This window comes from Corynebacterium sp. (assembly GCF_030826625.1).
GTDB lineage: Bacteria > Actinomycetota > Actinomycetes > Mycobacteriales > Mycobacteriaceae > Corynebacterium.
In genome coordinates this window covers 1-17,287 of the sequence record NZ_JAPJNQ010000050.1, presented here as the reverse complement: position 1 = coordinate 17,287, position 17,287 = coordinate 1, and the positions used below count along the sequence as shown (strand labels likewise).

Genomic DNA, 17,287 nt, shown 5'->3' with positions numbered 1-17,287 from the left:
ATTGAAGGTTGATGAAAACGGCGTGATCGGCGGCGGCGTGCATCTGAAGCCCGAAGAGGTGAACAAACTCGTCGAAGAACGCGGCGACGACGTCGTCTTTTTCGATGGCCGCAACGCGATGGAAGCCGAGATCGGCAAATTTAAAAACGCGGTGGTTCCCGACGTGGAAACCACGCATGACTTCATCAAAGAGATCGAGTCCGGTAAATACGACTGGATGAAGGATAAGCCGGTGGTTTCCTATTGCACCGGCGGCATCCGCTGCGAGATTTTATCGTCGCTGATGAAAAACCGTGGTTTTTCCGAGATTTATCAGATCGACGGTGGCATCGTGCGTTACGGCGAAAAATATGGCAACAAGGGCCTGTGGGAAGGCTCGTTGTATGTCTTTGATGAACGCATGCACATGGAATTCGGGCAGGAAAATGATCCGAATTTTGTGCAGCTCGGCCACTGTATCCACTGCGGGGTGGGCAACAACAAGTTCAATAACTGCATCAATGAAGACACCTGCCGCCGGCAGGTGCTGATTTGCGACGATTGCTATGCCGACCCGCGTACTGCGCATTGTGGGCGTACGGATTGTCAGGAAGTTGCCGAGACCGTCGCTGCGCAGCAGGGTTAGCCGCGCGCCTTCGGCACTAGCTCGGCTGGACCGCCAGGATTTGTACCGCGGCCAGCCCCCAAAACATCGCGTTGGGCACGAGAACCCACATCACGCCCATCCAGGTGCGCCAGCGCAAGCCTGCTCGCAGCTTGCGCACCAGCAAGATTGCGCAGATGATCATTCCAAAAAATGGGATGGTCCAGGCTACGATCGGCCACCAAATATGTGCGGCTTCGGTGCACAACCAGGTAGCCTCGCCAGAATCGCAGAGCTCGCCGCCGGTCAGACGACTAAACAGTACGCTGCCGAGCCCGACGACGAATGAGCCCACCATTACCCAAACCAGAAAACGAATGGCTTGCCGTGAGGATTCCTCATCTTTGCTGGAGCACAGGTAAGGGTCGGGACTGTGGGCGAGTTCGTCCAGGTTACGGGGATTCTGCCGCAACCGTGACGGATCATCATCGTAAAGATCATTTTCTGGATGAGAGAAATTCGGTGAGGCAGACATACTCCCAGTCTAGGGGCTTATCTTAGGTTTAGCGCTAGGGCTGTGGCGTGAACTCTTCTTGCTGGTAACCCGCGGGCAAGACGACGGCAGGAACGCGAATATTCTGTAAAAACTCTGATGTCGGCGAGCCGATGAAAACGCGTGGTGACGGCCCGGCATCGCTGGAATCGAGGCACAACAGATCGCCTTTCTTCCACTTCAGTGCGTCGATCGCTCCACTCCAGCCATCGCCGGAACCGATGCCGGTTTCGACGGTGATATCGGGGAAACAGTCCATGATGCGATCCCGCGCTCGGTCGAGCATCGCCAGGGCGTTTTCGTGCCATTGATCGGTGAGATCTTGCACCAAGGATTTTTTGATCGTCACTGGGATGTCGACAATGCCGGTGGGAGAGAATGCGACGATGCGCAGCGGCAAAGACAGCCTATCGGCCAAGCTTGCGGCATACAGTAGCCCGGCTTGTGAGGTATCTTCGCCGGATTCCAGGAAGGCGTAGTTAAGGCGGGTGATACCGTGCTTCGACAGTTTCGTTGCACGCGGCGCCAAACCGAGCGGACTAGGCGAGGAGTGCAGCAACGCCGAGGTAGTCGAAGAGGTATGAAAACGTCCCTTGGGGGTTGAGGCGCTGGAACCAACGATGACGAGGTCAGCGTCGAATTTTTTTGCTGCTTCGCTCAAAATCGGGGCGGGGGAGGAGCCGTCGGCAAATACGGAAACTTCGTCATCCCAATGCTTCGGGTCAACTTCGGCCTCGGTCAGAGCCTGCTCGACGGCGGTCGCGCAGGCCTTGGCTTCTTTTTTGAATGATTTTTGATATTTCCCACCGAGCTTCGAAAGTGAAGTGGCTGGCCATGGCCGCAGCAGGATTGAGATCACGCGGATTTTAACGGGCATGGAGCGTGCGAGCCAAGCGGCATAGGCAATGGCTTCGTGCCCAGAAGAAGTTGGGTTCCACGCGACGAGAATGTGCAAAGGTCGGCGTTTGCTTGTCGACGATTCAGCGCCGGGAAAATCAGTGGCCATGAAACCCATGAAACTTAGTGTAGTTCGTTTTGCTTTGCCGGGGTGTATCGCTCAGCTAATTCGACGATGATGTCGGAAAGCTCGAGTGCCCTAGTCAGTGTTTCTTCGTCTAAATGGTCCAGCAGGGTGGCCAAGGTCTTCTGTCGTGCTTCACATGCACTTTCGTACTCAGATTTGCCTAAGTTTGTCAGCGCTACTTTTACTCCGCGACGATCGACGCTGTCTCGAACTCTGCGAATTAACTCTCGGCGCTCAAGTTGCACCAAGGCATTGGATGCGGTGGGCATCCGGATGCCTTCGGCTTCTGACACGGCGCTAATACGACTAGCGCCATTTTTATACAGAAACTCCATGATGGTCATTTGCGCTGGGGTTAACGTGTAATGACTAGAGATGCGATCGTAAAGGACCCGCAGGCGAGTCATGGGTTCCTGAAGTTTCGCTGCCACTTCTTCCGCTGTTTTGCTCATGGCTGATAGTTTAGTCACTTTTTGTGATGAATGCTTCTAGCTTCGCGGAGGCTTCATCGTCGGAAAGCTGAACTGGCGGGGATTTCATCAGGTAAGACGATGCGGCATGCACCGGGCCAGCTATTTTTCTATCCAAAGCAATTTTTGCGACCCGCACGGCGTCGATGATGATACCCGCAGAATTGGGTGAATCCCAGACTTCGAGTTTGTATTCCAGATTCAATGGAACCTCGCCAAAAGCGGAACCTTCCAGGCGGACATAGGCCCATTTCCGGTCATCGAGCCACTCCACATAATCAGACGGGCCGATGTGCACGTTGCGGCCAGACTTGAGGCCAGCCAGCGGACCCTTCTGCAGGTTAGAGGTCACCGCTTGGGTTTTGGAGAGCTTTTTGGATTCCAGCCGATCGCGGTCGAGCATGTTCTTAAAGTCCATGTTTCCACCCACGTTCAGCTGCATCGTGCGATCCAGGCGTACACCGCGGTCTTCAAATAGTTTTGCCATCACGCGGTGGGTGATTGTTGCGCCCACCTGCGATTTGATGTCATCACCGACGATTGGCAGACCCGCGTCTGTAAATTTCTGTGCCCACTCGGGGTCGGAAGCGATGAAGACAGGCAGCGCGTTGACGAAGGCACAACCAGCGTCGATAGCAGCCTGCGCATAGAACTTATCGGCTTCTTCGGAACCCACAGGAAGATAAGACACCAGGACATCGACGTTGGCATCACGCAGTGCTTGGGCGACGTCGACTGGCTGTTCGGAGGATTCCTCTATCGACTCCTGATAGTGCATGCCTAGTCCGTCGAGGGTCGGGCCGCGCTGGACGGTGACCCCGGTGTGGGGAACATCAGCGATGCGGATGGTGCAGTTCAACGAAGCATCCAACGCGTCGGCAAGATCGGTGCCGACTTTGGCAGCGTCGACGTCGAAAGCGGCAACGAATTCCACATCGCCGACATGGTAATCACCCAGCTGCGTGTGCATGAGTCCGGGGATTTTCTCGTTGACGTCTGCGTCGCGGTAAAACTCCACGCCTTGCACCAGCGAGGTTGCGCAATTGCCGACGCCGGCGATAGCGACACGAACTTTAGACATAGTTGCTCCTTTGTTTAGACCTGTTGAGACCTGTTTCGATGGCGCCGCTTGTTTGGGTCCGTTGTGCGCAGCCCAATTGTGGCGCGGTATTAGACAGGCCAGCTTAAAGCGCCGGTAGCGACGAAACCGTGCTGGAACCGTGGTGAATCGATCAAGTGGCAGCAGGTGGATCGATCAAGATGAGCCAGTTCGGTGCCGTAGCGCTTGTCGACGGGGGCAATGGCGTGTGGTGCGTGCAGTCGCGCGTGTGCGAGGCATGCGTAGTGGTGTGAAGGCGATGTGTAGTGGTGCGGGTAGCGACGAGTTTCGGACGTGTGAGCGGAAATTAGCCCAGCAGATCTCAAGCGCGTCGGCTAGCCAGAAAGTTTGGACTTTCACCAATGAGATACACCCCGTATTCTTTGAAGAGATATTTCCACAAGGCAATGACAGAGGTTTGACGGTGACTGAGAACTCCCAGACTGACACCGACGATTCCCGCACCGATGATGCCCGGCAGCCGCGCACCCGGCGCCAGAAGATTTGGATCACGCTTGCGATCATCTTCGTCGCAATTTTGGCAATACCCGGCATCATTTTTGCGGTTGCATATGTTGATGCAGATACCCCGGAGCCCGGTGAGGTCACCACGGCACAGGTTTCGCATATCTATGCTTCTGATGGCAGCACCGAGCTCGCCCGGTTGGTGCCGCCCGAAGGCAACCGCACGTTCGTGTCCCTGCAAGACCTCCCGGATTACGTAGCGAACTCGGTCCTGGCCGCCGAAGACCGCGATTTCTGGGATAACAGTGGATTTTCGGTTTCCGGTTTTCTACGTGCAGCATGGGGCCAGCTCACCGGAGACGTTAGCGCTGGCGGTGGCTCCACTATCACCCAGCAGTACGTGAAAAACGTCATCGTTGGTGACGATCATTCGTATGCCCGCAAATGGAACGAGCTTGTCCACTCCATCAAAATGACCAACGAATGGGACAAAGAACAAATTCTCGAGTCCTACCTCAACACCGTGTACTTCGGGCGTAACGCCTACGGCATCGAGGCTGCGTCCACTGCTTATTTCAACAAGCCAGCAACTGAGCTGACGATCGAAGAAGCCGCCGTTTTGGCTGCAACTATCCAGGTTCCAAACCAGTTGGATCCGTGGAATAACCCAGAACAGGCCGAAGGCCGCTGGAACTACGTGCTGGATGGCCTGGTGGAAATGGGGCTGATGCCAGCAGAACAACGTAGCGGCATGCTGTATCCAGAAACTCGTGACCCAGCGGAATATTCCGCTTATACCGAGGCCACCGGCCCCAACGGGCACATCAAGAACAAGGTCATCGAAGAATTGGCGACTTTGGGCGTGACCGAAGACGATGTGACAAACCGCGGTCTACAAATCACCACGACTATTGACCAGCACGTACAAAACGCCGTGCTGCAATCGGTGGAAGAAAACATGGCTGGCCTGCAAGAAGACGCGCGTTCTGCCGTTGCCACGATTGAACCGCACACCGGTGCTGTCCGTGCCTACTACGGCGGTGACGAGGCCTCTGGCTGGGATTATGCTTCAGCTGGTCTACAGACTGGCTCAACCTTCAAAATCGTGGGGCTGGCCGCGGCTTTGCAGCAAGGAATCCCCCTGGGAGCTAATTATGCTTCGACACCGGTGACTTTGCCTGGTGGTATTGAAGTCACTAACTGGGATGGCAACGGATGCGGTGTGTGCTCGATCGCCACCGCGCTCGAATACTCTTACAACACGTCCTTCATCCGCTTGCAGGATGACCTGGTCAACGGCACCCAAGACACAGCAGATATGGGGCATGCGCTTGGCGTCGCGAAATCGTTCCCAGGTGTGGAAAAAACCCTGACTGAAAACGGTGAGCAGCCCTATGAAGGCATCGTGCTCGGTCAATACCAGTCACGGGTGATCGACATGGCCACCGTGATGGCGACGCTGACGAACCACGGTGTGTACAACGCCCCGCACTTCGTTTCGCGTGTGGAAACCTCGCGTGGAGAGGTTCTCTACGAGCACAACGACCATAAATCGGAACGACGAGTGTCCGAGACTGTGGCAGATAACGTCATCCAGGCTATGCAGCCGGTGGCTGCTCACTCCGGACAGGTATTGGCGGGCGGACGTCCGTCGGCAAGCAAAACTGGTACCGCGCAGCTTGGTGATACCGGCCTAAACAAGGACGCCTGGATGGTTGGTGGCACCCCTGAACTCTCCACCGCAGTCTGGGTTGGTACCGCTGATAACACCTCCGCCATCTTCAATGAATACGGTGGAAACATGTACGGTGCGAATACTCCAGGATCGATCTGGAAAGATTCCTTGGATCGTGCATTAGAAGGCCGTGAGCAAACCCAATTTGCTAACCCCGCACCGGTCCGGTGGCGTACCTACGGCGGATCGGGTTCGAACCTGATTGAAACCTACGTGCCACCTACATCGAGTGGTACGGGCCGATCGAACTCGAGCGGCACTGGTTCTACAGGCGCTACCGACTCGCAAGATGATGAGTCTGACGACGACGGCACCGAGACGCCAGAAGGTGCTGAAGGCGAAGGCGCACAGCCTGGTGAACGTACTGGGCAGCCAGGGCCTGGCGGCCGACAAGGTCAGCGTGGAGGCCAAGGTGGCGGTCAAGGAGGGGGCCAACAAGATGGTGGCCAAGCCCCACCTCCTGCTCCAGCACCTGGGGAAATCCTTGAAGATGCCATCAATGAGCTGGAGAATCTGTTCTAATGAACCGTCTGGGCGGGTGGATCGCGCCTGCCGAGACTGAGCCTGCCGCGCGCCGATTTATCGAATTCCTCGGCGGTCCTGTAAGCCGACACGGCAGGCTGGCGCAATCGCGCTGGTTCAACCCGGTGCAGGCCATCGTCTCGGTAGCGATTTTGTTTCTTGCCGGTGGGTTTCTCAGCAAAGCCCACTGCACGCGTGGCTCCATCAACCCTGATTCAGGTGCGATAGATCTGAATTGGTCGGGCAATCGCGCTTATGTTTCCGCGTGCTATAACGACATCGTGCCGCTGTTTCGTGGTCGTGGGCTGGACTCACCGGGATTTCCTTATGCCTATTCCTGGCAAGAAGGCGAGCTCACCCGGTATTTGGAATATCCGGTGCTCACCGGCTATTTCCAGGGAGTTATGGGGTGGCTGGCCAGGCTGAGCTATCCGCCGGTAGAAACAATCACTAAGCACCTGGTTCCGGTGCCGATGGCCGGCTGGTATTTCGTATTGACGGTGCTGGTGCTCTCGGTTTTGTGGGTAGCTACGGTGCGCATGGCATGTGCGTTGGCAGGCCGACGTATCTGGGACATCATTCTGGTAGCGGCCAGCCCCTTGGTGTTGGTGCACGCGTTCACCAACTGGGATATTTTGGCGATATTTTTTGCAGTCGCAGCGTTGTTGTGTTTCGCTCGCGGACGAACCGTGTGGGCAGGAATCGCGATCGGTTTGGGAACAGCGGCGAAACTTTGGCCGCTGTTTATCGTGGGCGCGATTATCGTGCTGGCGATGCGACAGCGTCGGTTCCGGGCGCTGTTTATTGTGCTAGGCAGTGCGACGCTGACTTGGTTGGTGGTCAACCTCCCGGTGATGCTGGCCTATCCGAACGCATGGCAAGAATTTAACCGGCTGAACAGCACACGCACCTGGGAGTGGACCACATTGTATGCGGTCGCGGCGCGGTTGACTCCTTTCGACGGTTTCGATGCCGATGACGCGCAGGTGCCAGAGATCTTGAACACTGTGAGTCTGCTGCTGTTTATCGCCAGTTGCGTGGCTATCGCGATTGGGGGGCTCGTCGTCAAGCGCCAACCACGGATGGCGGAGCTTGTCTTCCTCATCATCGCAGCGTTTTTGCTGTTCAATAAAGTGTGGTCGCCGCAGTACTCGTTGTGGCTAGTGGTGCCGGCTGTTTTGGCACTGCCACGTTGGCGGCTGCTGTGGACGTGGATGAGTATTGACATGCTGGTATGGCCAGTGCTGATGTGGCACATGCATGGAGCCGACAATAACGGGCTGCCCTCGGAATTGTTGGATCTGGTGGTGCTGACGCGCACCGGGTTGATTGTGGTGTTGATGGTCTGTGTAATACGCCAGATGCTCTCGCGCAGTGTTGATCCGGTATATCAGGCGCATAATGGGTATGACCCGCTGGCTGGTCCCCTGCAAGCACAAGTACCGCAGGACCCGAACATCCAACCTCAAGACCCGAACATCCAACCTCAAGACCCGAACATCCAGCCGCAGGCCCTTAACATCAAGGAGACCGCATGAACTTCATCGTGATTTTTGGAGTTATTTCCATCGTCATCGGATTAACCTGCATTGGTGCTGCCTACTGGTCAATCCACCGCAGTGCAACGCGTCGTCCAGCGATAACGCTCGGACTCGTGGCATTGCTGTTTTTGACAGTAATTCCCACCACGTTGGCAATCTTTTTCGCCACCACGAACGCTGGCTAATTTCTACCACCTGCCTGTGGTGTCTGATTGCGGATAATCCCTGGGTGCGCTAATCTTTGAGGGTTGCTTGACGCAACGAACCCTCCTGCCATATCCGCGAAGGTGATATGGCCGAAACTACAAGACCATAGGAGGTGATGAGGTCCGTGCGTCACTACGAAGTAATGATCATTCTGGATGCAAAGCAGGATGAACGCACCGTTGCCCCATCCCTGGATAAGTTCCTCGAGACTGTCCGCAAGGATAACGGCAAGGTCGAAAACGTTGATGTGGTGGGCAAGCGCAGCTTGTCGTACCCAATCAAGAAGAACTCTGAAGGCATCTACGCCGTCATCAACCTGGAATGCGAACCTGATTCGGTTAAAGAGCTTGATCGGCGTCTGAACCTTTCCGATACCGTACTGCGTACCAAGGTTCTGCGTACCGACAGCTAAATCCGGATACTGGAGGTCGTAGACACACCAGCATCCTGGAAAGCACTGAGGAGAAAACATGGCACAGGGAGATACCAACATCACGGTGGTCGGCAACGCGGTTGCGGATCCCGAACTACGTTTCACCCCATCGGGTGCGGCGGTGGCTAACTTCCGCATCGCGTCCACGCCGCGGCGTTACAATGCGCAAACGCAGCAGTGGGAAGACGGTGAAGCCCTGTTTTTGACTTGCAACGCGTGGCGCAATATGGCCGAAAACGTTGCAGAATCAGTGTCGAAGGGCATGCGGTTGATCGTTACCGGTCGTCTGCGCCAGCGTTCCTTCCAAACCAAAGAAGGCGAAAGCCGCACAGTCTTTGAAATTGAAGTGGACGAAGTAGGTCCGTCGCTGAAATATGCTGCCGCACAAGTTAACCGGAACCCGCGTGAGGGCGGCTCTGGAAACTTCGGTGGTGGCGGAAACAACCAGCCTAACCAGGGTGGTTTCAGCGGAGGTGCTGCTGGTGGTTCGCAGGGTGGATTCGGTGGAAACCAATCCAATCAATCGAACAACAACGGCCCGGATAACGACCCCTGGAATTCTGCCCCACCAGCTGGTGGATTCGGTGGAGACAGCGAACCTCCGTTCTAAAGATTTAGCTCGTTTATTCACCGCAAAACTGCTACATCACGCCATCGTCATGGCGGGTGTAACAACAAAAACAACGAAAGGCAGGGATCATGAAACTGATCCTCACCGCTGCCGTTGAGAACCTCGGCGCCGCAGGCGAAGTTGTAGAGGTTAAAAACGGCTACGGACGCAATTACTTGCTGCCGCGTGGCCTGGCTATTCCAGCCACCGCCGGAGCAGAGAAGAACATCGAAGGCATTCGTCGTGCACAGCAGCAGCGCGAGATCCGCGATCTGGATCACGCTGTTGAGGTCCGCGATGCTCTGGACAAACTGCCATTGGAAGACGTCGTCATCAAGGTGAAGACCTCTTCGAAGGGCAAGCTGTTCGGTTCGGTTACTGCAGAAGACGTCGCTGAGGCAGTTGCCAAAGCTGGCGGCCCGAAGCTGGACAAGCGCATCATCAACCTGCCTAAGGCATTGGTGAAGAAGACTGGTAACTACCAGGCAGAAGTTGAATTGCACGCCGATGTTGTGGGCAAGATTAACTTCTCTGTCGTCTCTGCTTCCTAGAGAGTCCTAGAGAAGCTCTTTAAGTTAACGACAACAGCATTACAAGTACTCCCTACTCGGGTGGTCTGTGAGGGGCCATTCGCGTGGGGAGTTTTGTTTTCGTAGATGACAACGGGTGCAAGGCGAGTGCTGCCCGCAAGAAATGCAGCAAGTTAAGGTACGGGCGGTAGCATCATTCTGAGCACTATTTGTAGGGGAGGAGACCCAGATGAGTCCGGAAGCAAACAAAGATTTTGACGACGACTACCAGCTTCCGGAACCACCTCCGGAAGAGCCAAGCTTTGATGTCCCCGACCCATACGACGCCGGATTTAGCGCCTCCGCGAATAGCTTTGCCGATGACAATTTTTCGCAGGGCTCTTTTGCAGGCAATGATTCCAAGTATCGTAAGGGCAAGAAGGGATCCCGCGGGAAATTTAACAATCCTCAGGCTGAGCAGTATGCAGAACTGAGGCAACCGCCACATGACCGTGAGGCTGAACAAGGCGTGCTGGGAGCGATGCTGATGAGTCCCAACACGGTGATGGAGGTCATCGAGGAACTTGACCCTGACGACTTCTATTATCCTGCGCATACCCTCATTTATCAGGCCATGTTGGATCTGTACGCCAGCGGCCAGCAGATTGACCCGGTGATCGTATCTGGGCGTCTCGACCGGTTCAATAACCTCGAGCGCACGGGTGGCGCGGTTTATTTGCACACCTTGATTTCCTCGGTGCCGACAGCCGCCAACGCGTTGTACTATGCGGAAATCGTCGCCGAAAAGGCCGTGCTGCGCAAGCTTGTCGACGCGGGCACCAGGGTGGTGCAGCTAGGCTATGCCGGTACTGAGGACGAAGAAGTCGCCGGCGTGATTGATCGCGCTCAACAAGAGGTATTTGCGGTTGCGCAGAAACGAAAGTCTGAAGACTACCAGGCGTTGCGCGATTTAATTAAGCCGACGGTGGATGAATTGGCTGCGCTGGAGCGTGTCGGAGGCTTGCAATCAGGTGTACCGACTGGCTTCATCGATCTGGATAAGGTGACCAACGGTCTGCACCCAGGGCAGATGATCATTGTTGCGGCGCGTCCGGGTGTGGGTAAGTCGACGTTGGCGATGGATTTTATGCGCTCGTGCTCCATCGAAAACGGCAAGACATCTGTGATTTTTTCGCTCGAGATGTCGGCTTCGGAAATCGTGATGCGCTTGCTCTCAGCTGAGGCCGAGATTCAGTTGACTGATATGCGTGCGGGCAAGATGGATGAACGTGCATGGGAAAAGCTCACAGATAAACTGAACACTGTGCAAAACGCGCCAATTTTTATCGACGATTCACCGAATCTGACGATGATGGAGATTCGTTCGAAAGCGCGCAAGCTTAAGCAAAACCATGGTTTAGATTTGTTAGTGCTCGACTACTTGCAGCTGATGAGCTCAGGTAAACGGGTGGAATCTCGCCAGCAAGAGGTTTCGGAATTTTCGCGACAGCTCAAACTGTTGGCGAAAGAGCTTGAGGTTCCCGTCGTCGCGATTTCGCAGCTCAACCGTGGCCCTGAAGCACGTACGGATAAGAAACCGCAATTGGCCGATCTGCGTGAATCTGGTTCCTTGGAGCAAGATGCCGACATGGTTATGTTGCTGTACCGCCCGGATTCGCAAGATCGCGATGATTCGCGACAAGGCGAGGCCGACATCATCTTGGCGAAACACCGCGGTGGTCCAATTGATACAGTCACCGTCGCGCACCGACTGCGCTTCTCGCGTTTCGACAACTACGTACAGCGCGTCTAGTTTTCGCAGTTATTACCGGGTGACTGCCCCTAGGCCTAGCGGAAAATCAACTTGGGGAATATCGTCGACAAGTTTGTTGTTGTGTCAACTGTAAGGCAAGTCCAAGGGGCGCTGCGGCCGTTTGTCGCCACGAAAAATAATGTGAAGGCGTACCCTGGGTGGCTGAAATTGCACTGTAGCTACTGTTCGGTAGTTACTAACCAAAGCGATTAGTTTGAGGAGAGTGCCAATGGCAACCGTAGAGATCACAGAAGACACTTTTGAAAGCACCGTTGCGAATAACGATGTTGTAATCGTTGATGCATGGGCTGAATGGTGCGGTCCTTGTCGTCAGTTTGCACCTACCTTTGAAAAGTCTTCGGAGCAGCACGAAGACATCGTGCACGCCAAGTTGGATGTAGATAACAACCAAGGGATCGCCGCTGCGTTGGAAATTCAGTCGATTCCGACGTTGATGATCTTCCGCGATTCCATCATGGTTTTCCGGGAAGCTGGTGCGCTTCCACCTGCCGCGCTGGAAGACGTCGTACAGCAGGTCAAGGCCCTGGACATGGATGATGTGCGCAAGCAGCTTGCGGAGCAGAACGAGAAGCACGACAACTCTTAGTCCGAACCTGGATAGTGCCACGGGCTACATCGTGTTGTGTCTCAGGTCGCCATATGCTTCAGATCACTGAAAAGCCGTCGAAATTTCCGTATTATTTTTGGAGTACGGCGATAGACGAAATTCGATTTTCGGAATGGAGCAAACGTGGATCTATACGAGTACCAAGCTCGTGACTTGTTCAGCGCACACGATGTCCCTGTGTTGCAGGGCATTGTCGCAAAGAACCCAGAGCAGGCAAAGAAGGCCGCCGAAAAGATTAACTCGGACCTCTTTGTGGTTAAGGCACAGGTCAAAACCGGTGGCCGTGGTAAAGCCGGTGGTGTGAAGCTGGCTAAGAGCCCTGCTGAGGTTGCTGAAAAAGCAGAAGAAATCCTCGGTCTGGACATTAAAGGTCACACCGTCAAGACCATCATGGTTGCTGAGGGTGCAGACATTGCAGAAGAGTACTACTTCTCTATTCTGCTTGACCGCACCAAGCGCCGTTACCTGGCAATGTGCTCGAAGGAAGGCGGCGTAGAGATTGAAACGCTCGCCGCTGAGCAGCCAGAAAAGCTGGTGCGCAAGAACTTCTCCCCATTGTCTGGGCTGACCAACGACATCGCTCGCGATATCGCAAAAGAAGCCGGCTTCAGTGACGAAGAAACCGAACAGTTGGTTCCGGTCTTCCGTAAGCTCTACGAAGTTTATGAAAAAGAAGATGCCCAGCTGGTTGAGGTTAACCCACTGGTCAAGACTGACGACGGTCGCATCATCGCCCTTGATGGCAAGGTGTCGCTCGATGATAACGCGTTGTTCCGTCACGAAGACCACGCGAACTTGGAGGACGTCGCTGCGGCTGACCCGCTGGAGCGCCGCGCGAAGGAACTCAACCTCAACTACGTCAAGCTAGATGGTAGCGTCGGCGTGATCGGCAACGGTGCTGGTCTGGTTATGTCTACTCTGGACGTGACTGCCTACGCTGGTGAAGAATTCGCCTCCCAGCCGAAGCCAGCAAACTTCCTTGACATCGGAGGCGGCGCTAACGCATCCGTCATGGCTAATGGTCTGGAAGTTATCTTCAGCGACGAGCAGGTAAAGTCCGTGTTCGTTAACGTCTTCGGCGGTATCACTGCGTGTGACGAGGTTGCTAACGGCATTGTGCAAGCAAACAAGATCTTGGCTGACCAAGGCATCACGGCCAAGCCAATGGTGGTCCGTTTGGACGGAAACAATGCAGAACTGGGACGCAAGATCCTCAGCGAAGCCAACCTGGAACACATCGAACAGGTAAGCACCATGGATGAAGCAGCACGTCGCGCAGCCGAACTGGCTGACCAGGCTTAAGGAAGGGGCATAAACACAGTGTCTATTTTTCTCGATTCAAATTCGAAGATCATCGTTCAGGGCATGACTGGCTCTGAAGGCATGAAGCACACCCAGCGTATGCTGAACTCCGGCTCCAACATCGTCGGTGGTGTGAACCCTAAGAAGGCTGGCGAGCAGGTAGAGTTCGACGGCGGCAAAACTGTACCGGTTTTCGGCTCCGTCGAAGACGCGAAGAATGAAACCGGTGCTAACGTCTCCGTTATTTTCGTGCCTGCTAAGTTCACCAAGGCTGCTGCCGAGGAAGCCATCGATGCGGAGATGCCACTCGTTGTGGTCATCACCGAAGGCGTTCCCGTCAAGGACACCGCAGAGTTCCACGCTGCTGCACAGAAGAGCGGCAAGACTCGGATCATCGGTCCAAACTGCCCTGGTCTGATCTCCCCGGGTAAGTCGAACGCAGGCATCATCCCTGCCGAGACCGCGCCGAACCCAGGCAAGATCGGCTTGGTTTCCAAGTCCGGTACTTTGACTTACCAGATGATGTACGAACTCCGTGACATCGGATTCACCTCTTGCGTAGGTATCGGCGGTGACCCAGTTATCGGCACCACTCACATCAACGCCATCGAGGCATTCGAAAACGATCCTGAGACCGAAGCCATCATCATGATCGGTGAAATCGGTGGTGACGCTGAAGAATACGCAGCGGAATACATCAAGGAGCACGTCACCAAGCCAGTTGTAGGCTACATCGCCGGCTTCACTGCTCCAGAAGGCAAGACCATGGGCCACGCTGGTGCTATCGTCTCTGGTTCTTCCGGAACCGCAGAAGCCAAGAAACAGGCTTTGGAAGCTGCAGGCGTCAAGGTTGGTAAGACCCCAACTGAAGCCGCTAACTTGATGCGCAAGCTCATCGGCGCCTAATAGCTGCTATTTTCCCGGACTCGTTAGCTTTGCTCTCGTTAGCATTGCGTTAACGTCGTCTTGACCGGCTCGCACTACCCGCATTCGACGGGAGGGCGAGCCGGTTTTCTCGTGTGCTCTGAAGTTCTTTCCGTATCATGGGCTGCAAGAACGCAACAAAGAGAGCAAGCCTTAGTGCAAGGAGTGAATGATCTATGGCTAACCCCATCAGCAAAGGCTGGAAGTATTTGATGGCGTCGTTCGATAACAAGATCGACGAGCATGCTGATCCGAAGGTGCAGATTAAACAGGCTGCCGATGCTGCAAAACAGCAGCACCGAGAAATCTCTGAGCAAGCATCAAAGGTTATCGGCAACCAGAAGCAGCTAGAAATGCAGTTGAATCGTCTGCTGCAAAGCCAAGAGGAATACCAATCTCAAGCTCGCGAGGCGCTCCAGGCCGCAGACAAAGCTGAGCAGAATGGCGAAACCGAAAAGGCCCATCGTTTCAACGAAACCGCTGAGTTGATCGCTTCGCAGTTGGTGGGGGTAGAAAATGAGCTGGAGCAGACGAAGGAGATGTACAGCTCCGCGAAGCAGTCCGCAGAACAGGCTAAGGCAGAACTGCAGAAGTCGGAAGCCCGTTTAGAAGAGCAGCTGAATGAGGTTCGTCGGCTGGAACAGCAGGCCGATCAGACCAAGATGCAGGAAAAAACTTCCGAAGCGATGGATTCGTTGAATTCCCAGTTCGGGCAGGATAATTCCACCCCGAGCCTTGATGGGGTGCGGGATAAGATCGAGCGTCGCTATGCGAATGCACTGGGTGCGCAAGAACTTTCGCGCAATTCTGCTAGCGACGCGATGGCGGAGATCGCGGCGAATACGTCGACTCGCGACATCAAGGCCACCGCGAAATTAGATGAGATTCGTGCATCTATGGGCGGTGGCGCGGAAAAGAAGGAGTTAGGCGCAGGAGATAGTGATAGCCCTGCGAACGATGATGATTCGCAGGGCAAGGGCGCTAGTGATTCTGGGAATCGTTAAGTAACACACCACGGATGCCGGAGTGGAACCCATCGCGCAATTTCACGCGTTGGGTTTCGCTGAGGGTGTATTCGTGCAGGGTTTCGCACGCGAATTGCAACAACGGGCGGTCGACCTCTGGCGGTAGCCCTCCTCCGGATAACAAGTGGGCTTTGTCACGCTGTTCGCTCGATGCAGCATTGTCATACCACCAGCGGGCGTACTGCTGGCCGACGTCGTATGGCGTCTGGAACCCTGCCGAAGTCCACACCTCTTCTGGTAGTGGCACATAACGGGAACGCAGTTTACGCCGAGGTGCCATCATCGATGGGGAGGGGCGAGGCGTTGGCTTCGGTGTTGTTGACGCCGAGTCGGGTTCCCCATCACGAGTAGCTTCTGTATCGCCAGGCGTGTGCGGCCCAGTGGCGGCGCGACTGTGGGCACGGAGTTCGGCTTCGATTTCCGAGGGATCGTTCTCGTCATCGAGCTCTTCGCCTGGAGTAGTTTCTGATTGTGTGGTCGGAGCAGCTGGCGTGATCTTCGGGCCGGGAGCTTCGCTGTCCGGAGTTGCCGGGGGAGTATTGACGACGTCGTCTGGTGCGAGTGGCGCGTCTTTGGTCTCTGCGAACTCGTCGCTATCCGGTTTGCGTGGTTCTTCACCTGGTTTTGGTCGACGCGCAGGAATGGTTGATGGCGTCGGTGCTGAAGGCGTATCGCTGGTGGACGTTGAAGAGTCACTGTCCGCAGGTGAGTCTGCCCCAACGCCATTTGGTTGGGTGGCGTCTGGCTGAGCAAGCTCGGCATCGGATGCTGCTGCTGTGGCACCCATTTCGGTTTCGACTGCATCTGTACTGCCCAGTTCAATGGCGGTATCTGGGTCACTGCTCTGGCTTTCGCGCACAGTAGGTGGCAATGGGCCTTCAAGGACTTGCAGCTCCATTGCGCCAGCAAAATCCTCTCGAGGGTCGAGAATCGTGGTTGTGTCGCAAGCGTGCCTTAGGGCAGCAGACATTGAATCCCAACCGAACCCGTAAAGGTGGACGCGAATACCGGCGTTAGTCGCTTCCTGAACCCCAGGGATCATGTCGGCATCACCGGAAACCAGCACCATATCGGTGAATTGCTGTTTACAGGCGGTGGTCACCATGTCTGCAACCAACCGCGTGTCGACGGCCTTTTGGGTACGACGTTCCCCCCATTCAATTAACTGACCCGTGCGTAGTTGCACGCCTTCACAAGTGCGCAAGGCTCGCTGGTAACGGTGTGGGCCGGTGTCTGGAATTCCGTCATACCAATTTTGCCGATGGACGCGCTGGCCCAATTGTTTTGCGATCATGCAGTCGAGGACGGCTACGACCTCGGGTAAATCAATTTCTAATTGCGCGCGGGCGCCGATCTCCCACGAGTTGTAAAAGCTCGCGAGCAAGTAAGAGGTATCAACGTACACAACTGTGCGTTCAAGCATGACTCCTAAATCCGTTTCTCTAATAGATCTAAATAAGTTTCTTTCTCCAGTCTGCCTGAATACCTCACGCGCGTCGATAAGACAGCGGTGTTAACAGGGAGAACTCAGGTGTACGGCAGGGTGGTTAGTGCAATAAGGTGCTGTCATGGCAGGGCTTGTCGACGCACACGAGGCGGTTAGTTAGGGGCGCACACGAGGTGGTTATAGCGCGTTTATGGCGCGTTTAATGACTCAATAGCGAATGTCAGAAAATGCCCATTGACCAGCAAAAAGAAAAGCGTTGAACAATCGATTTGCGTTAAAGTTTGTTATCGCTTAAGCTTATCCAAGTCGCCGCGAGGGACTGACAAAGAAAATAACTTCACGAGATCAAGGTTTTGATGGGGAGCTTGTGCTTCTCTTCTGAATCGGTTGAGTGTGT

At 55.0% G+C, this 17,287-nt stretch carries 17 protein-coding genes; 12 read left to right on the top strand and 5 right to left on the bottom strand.

Annotation, left to right across the window (positions count from 1 at the left end; translation table 11 throughout):
- The coding region (locus RCH87_RS07325; protein ID WP_306516061.1) for a rhodanese-related sulfurtransferase at positions 1-625 on the top strand (625 nt) is incomplete at its 5' end.
- A 16-nt stretch (positions 626-641) separates the two neighbouring features.
- Here the strand turns inward: RCH87_RS07325 and RCH87_RS07320 are convergent.
- The 4 genes from RCH87_RS07320 to RCH87_RS07305 are packed head-to-tail and all read right to left on the bottom strand — an operon-like array spanning position 642 to position 3,711.
- On the bottom strand, positions 642-1,118 hold the full coding sequence (locus RCH87_RS07320; protein WP_306516060.1) for a hypothetical protein: 477 nt from the start codon (positions 1,116-1,118) through the stop codon (positions 642-644).
- A gap of 34 nt (positions 1,119-1,152) precedes the next feature.
- Positions 1,153-2,142, bottom strand: coding sequence for a universal stress protein (locus tag RCH87_RS07315; RefSeq protein ID WP_306516062.1), 990 nt, complete (start codon positions 2,140-2,142; stop codon positions 1,153-1,155).
- A 14-nt stretch (positions 2,143-2,156) separates the two neighbouring features.
- A complete protein-coding gene (locus RCH87_RS07310) occupies positions 2,157-2,612 on the bottom strand; it encodes a MarR family winged helix-turn-helix transcriptional regulator (RefSeq protein ID WP_306516059.1) in 456 nt (151 codons plus the stop codon).
- 10 nt (positions 2,613-2,622) lie between these two features.
- Positions 2,623-3,711: an inositol-3-phosphate synthase gene (locus RCH87_RS07305; protein ID WP_306516058.1), complete on the bottom strand. Its 1,089-nt coding sequence runs from the start codon at positions 3,709-3,711 to the stop codon at positions 2,623-2,625.
- Between the two features lie 442 nt (positions 3,712-4,153).
- On the opposite strand from RCH87_RS07305, the gene RCH87_RS07300 reads away from it, so the two are divergent.
- The 11 genes from RCH87_RS07300 to RCH87_RS07250 all read left to right on the top strand — a co-directional run bounded on the left by RCH87_RS07300 (position 4,154) and on the right by RCH87_RS07250 (position 15,422).
- Positions 4,154-6,451, top strand: coding sequence for a transglycosylase domain-containing protein (locus tag RCH87_RS07300; protein ID WP_306516057.1), 2,298 nt, complete (start codon positions 4,154-4,156; stop codon positions 6,449-6,451).
- A complete protein-coding gene (locus RCH87_RS07295; RefSeq protein ID WP_306516056.1) occupies positions 6,451-7,989 on the top strand; it encodes a glycosyltransferase family 87 protein in 1,539 nt (512 codons plus the stop codon). The genes RCH87_RS07300 and RCH87_RS07295 overlap by 1 nt, the downstream gene beginning before the upstream one ends.
- A complete protein-coding gene (locus RCH87_RS07290; RefSeq protein ID WP_306516054.1) occupies positions 7,986-8,177 on the top strand; it encodes a hypothetical protein in 192 nt (63 codons plus the stop codon). Before RCH87_RS07295 ends, RCH87_RS07290 begins: the two co-directional genes overlap by 4 nt.
- A 146-nt stretch (positions 8,178-8,323) precedes the next feature.
- Entirely contained in the window at positions 8,324-8,611 is a 288-nt protein-coding gene (gene rpsF / locus RCH87_RS07285; RefSeq protein ID WP_306516053.1) for a 30S ribosomal protein S6, read from the top strand.
- 58 nt (positions 8,612-8,669) lie between these two features.
- Positions 8,670-9,242 (top strand): single-stranded DNA-binding protein, encoded by a 573-nt coding sequence (locus RCH87_RS07280; RefSeq protein ID WP_306516052.1) that lies wholly within the window; start codon positions 8,670-8,672, stop codon positions 9,240-9,242.
- A gap of 89 nt (positions 9,243-9,331) precedes the next feature.
- On the top strand, positions 9,332-9,793 hold the full coding sequence (gene rplI, locus RCH87_RS07275) for a 50S ribosomal protein L9 (protein WP_306516051.1): 462 nt from the start codon (positions 9,332-9,334) through the stop codon (positions 9,791-9,793).
- Between the two features lie 208 nt (positions 9,794-10,001).
- Positions 10,002-11,564: a replicative DNA helicase gene (dnaB, locus tag RCH87_RS07270; protein WP_306516050.1), complete on the top strand. Its 1,563-nt coding sequence runs from the start codon at positions 10,002-10,004 to the stop codon at positions 11,562-11,564.
- A gap of 229 nt (positions 11,565-11,793) precedes the next feature.
- Positions 11,794-12,171 (top strand): thioredoxin, encoded by a 378-nt coding sequence (gene trxA / locus RCH87_RS07265; RefSeq protein ID WP_306516049.1) that lies wholly within the window; start codon positions 11,794-11,796, stop codon positions 12,169-12,171.
- A 144-nt stretch (positions 12,172-12,315) separates the two neighbouring features.
- On the top strand, positions 12,316-13,494 hold the full coding sequence (gene sucC / locus RCH87_RS07260) for an ADP-forming succinate--CoA ligase subunit beta (RefSeq protein ID WP_306516048.1): 1,179 nt from the start codon (positions 12,316-12,318) through the stop codon (positions 13,492-13,494).
- Between the two features lie 18 nt (positions 13,495-13,512).
- Positions 13,513-14,400 (top strand): succinate--CoA ligase subunit alpha, encoded by an 888-nt coding sequence (sucD, locus tag RCH87_RS07255; RefSeq protein ID WP_306516047.1) that lies wholly within the window; start codon positions 13,513-13,515, stop codon positions 14,398-14,400.
- Between the two features lie 194 nt (positions 14,401-14,594).
- The gene (locus RCH87_RS07250) at positions 14,595-15,422 is read left to right on the top strand and encodes a PspA/IM30 family protein (RefSeq protein WP_306516046.1); all 828 of its coding nucleotides are present in this window, start codon (positions 14,595-14,597) and stop codon (positions 15,420-15,422) included.
- Here the strand turns inward: RCH87_RS07250 and RCH87_RS07245 are convergent.
- A complete protein-coding gene (locus tag RCH87_RS07245; protein WP_306516045.1) occupies positions 15,400-16,866 on the bottom strand; it encodes an NYN domain-containing protein in 1,467 nt (488 codons plus the stop codon). The genes RCH87_RS07250 and RCH87_RS07245 overlap by 23 nt on opposite strands.
- Positions 16,867-17,287: the final 421 nt, after the last annotated feature.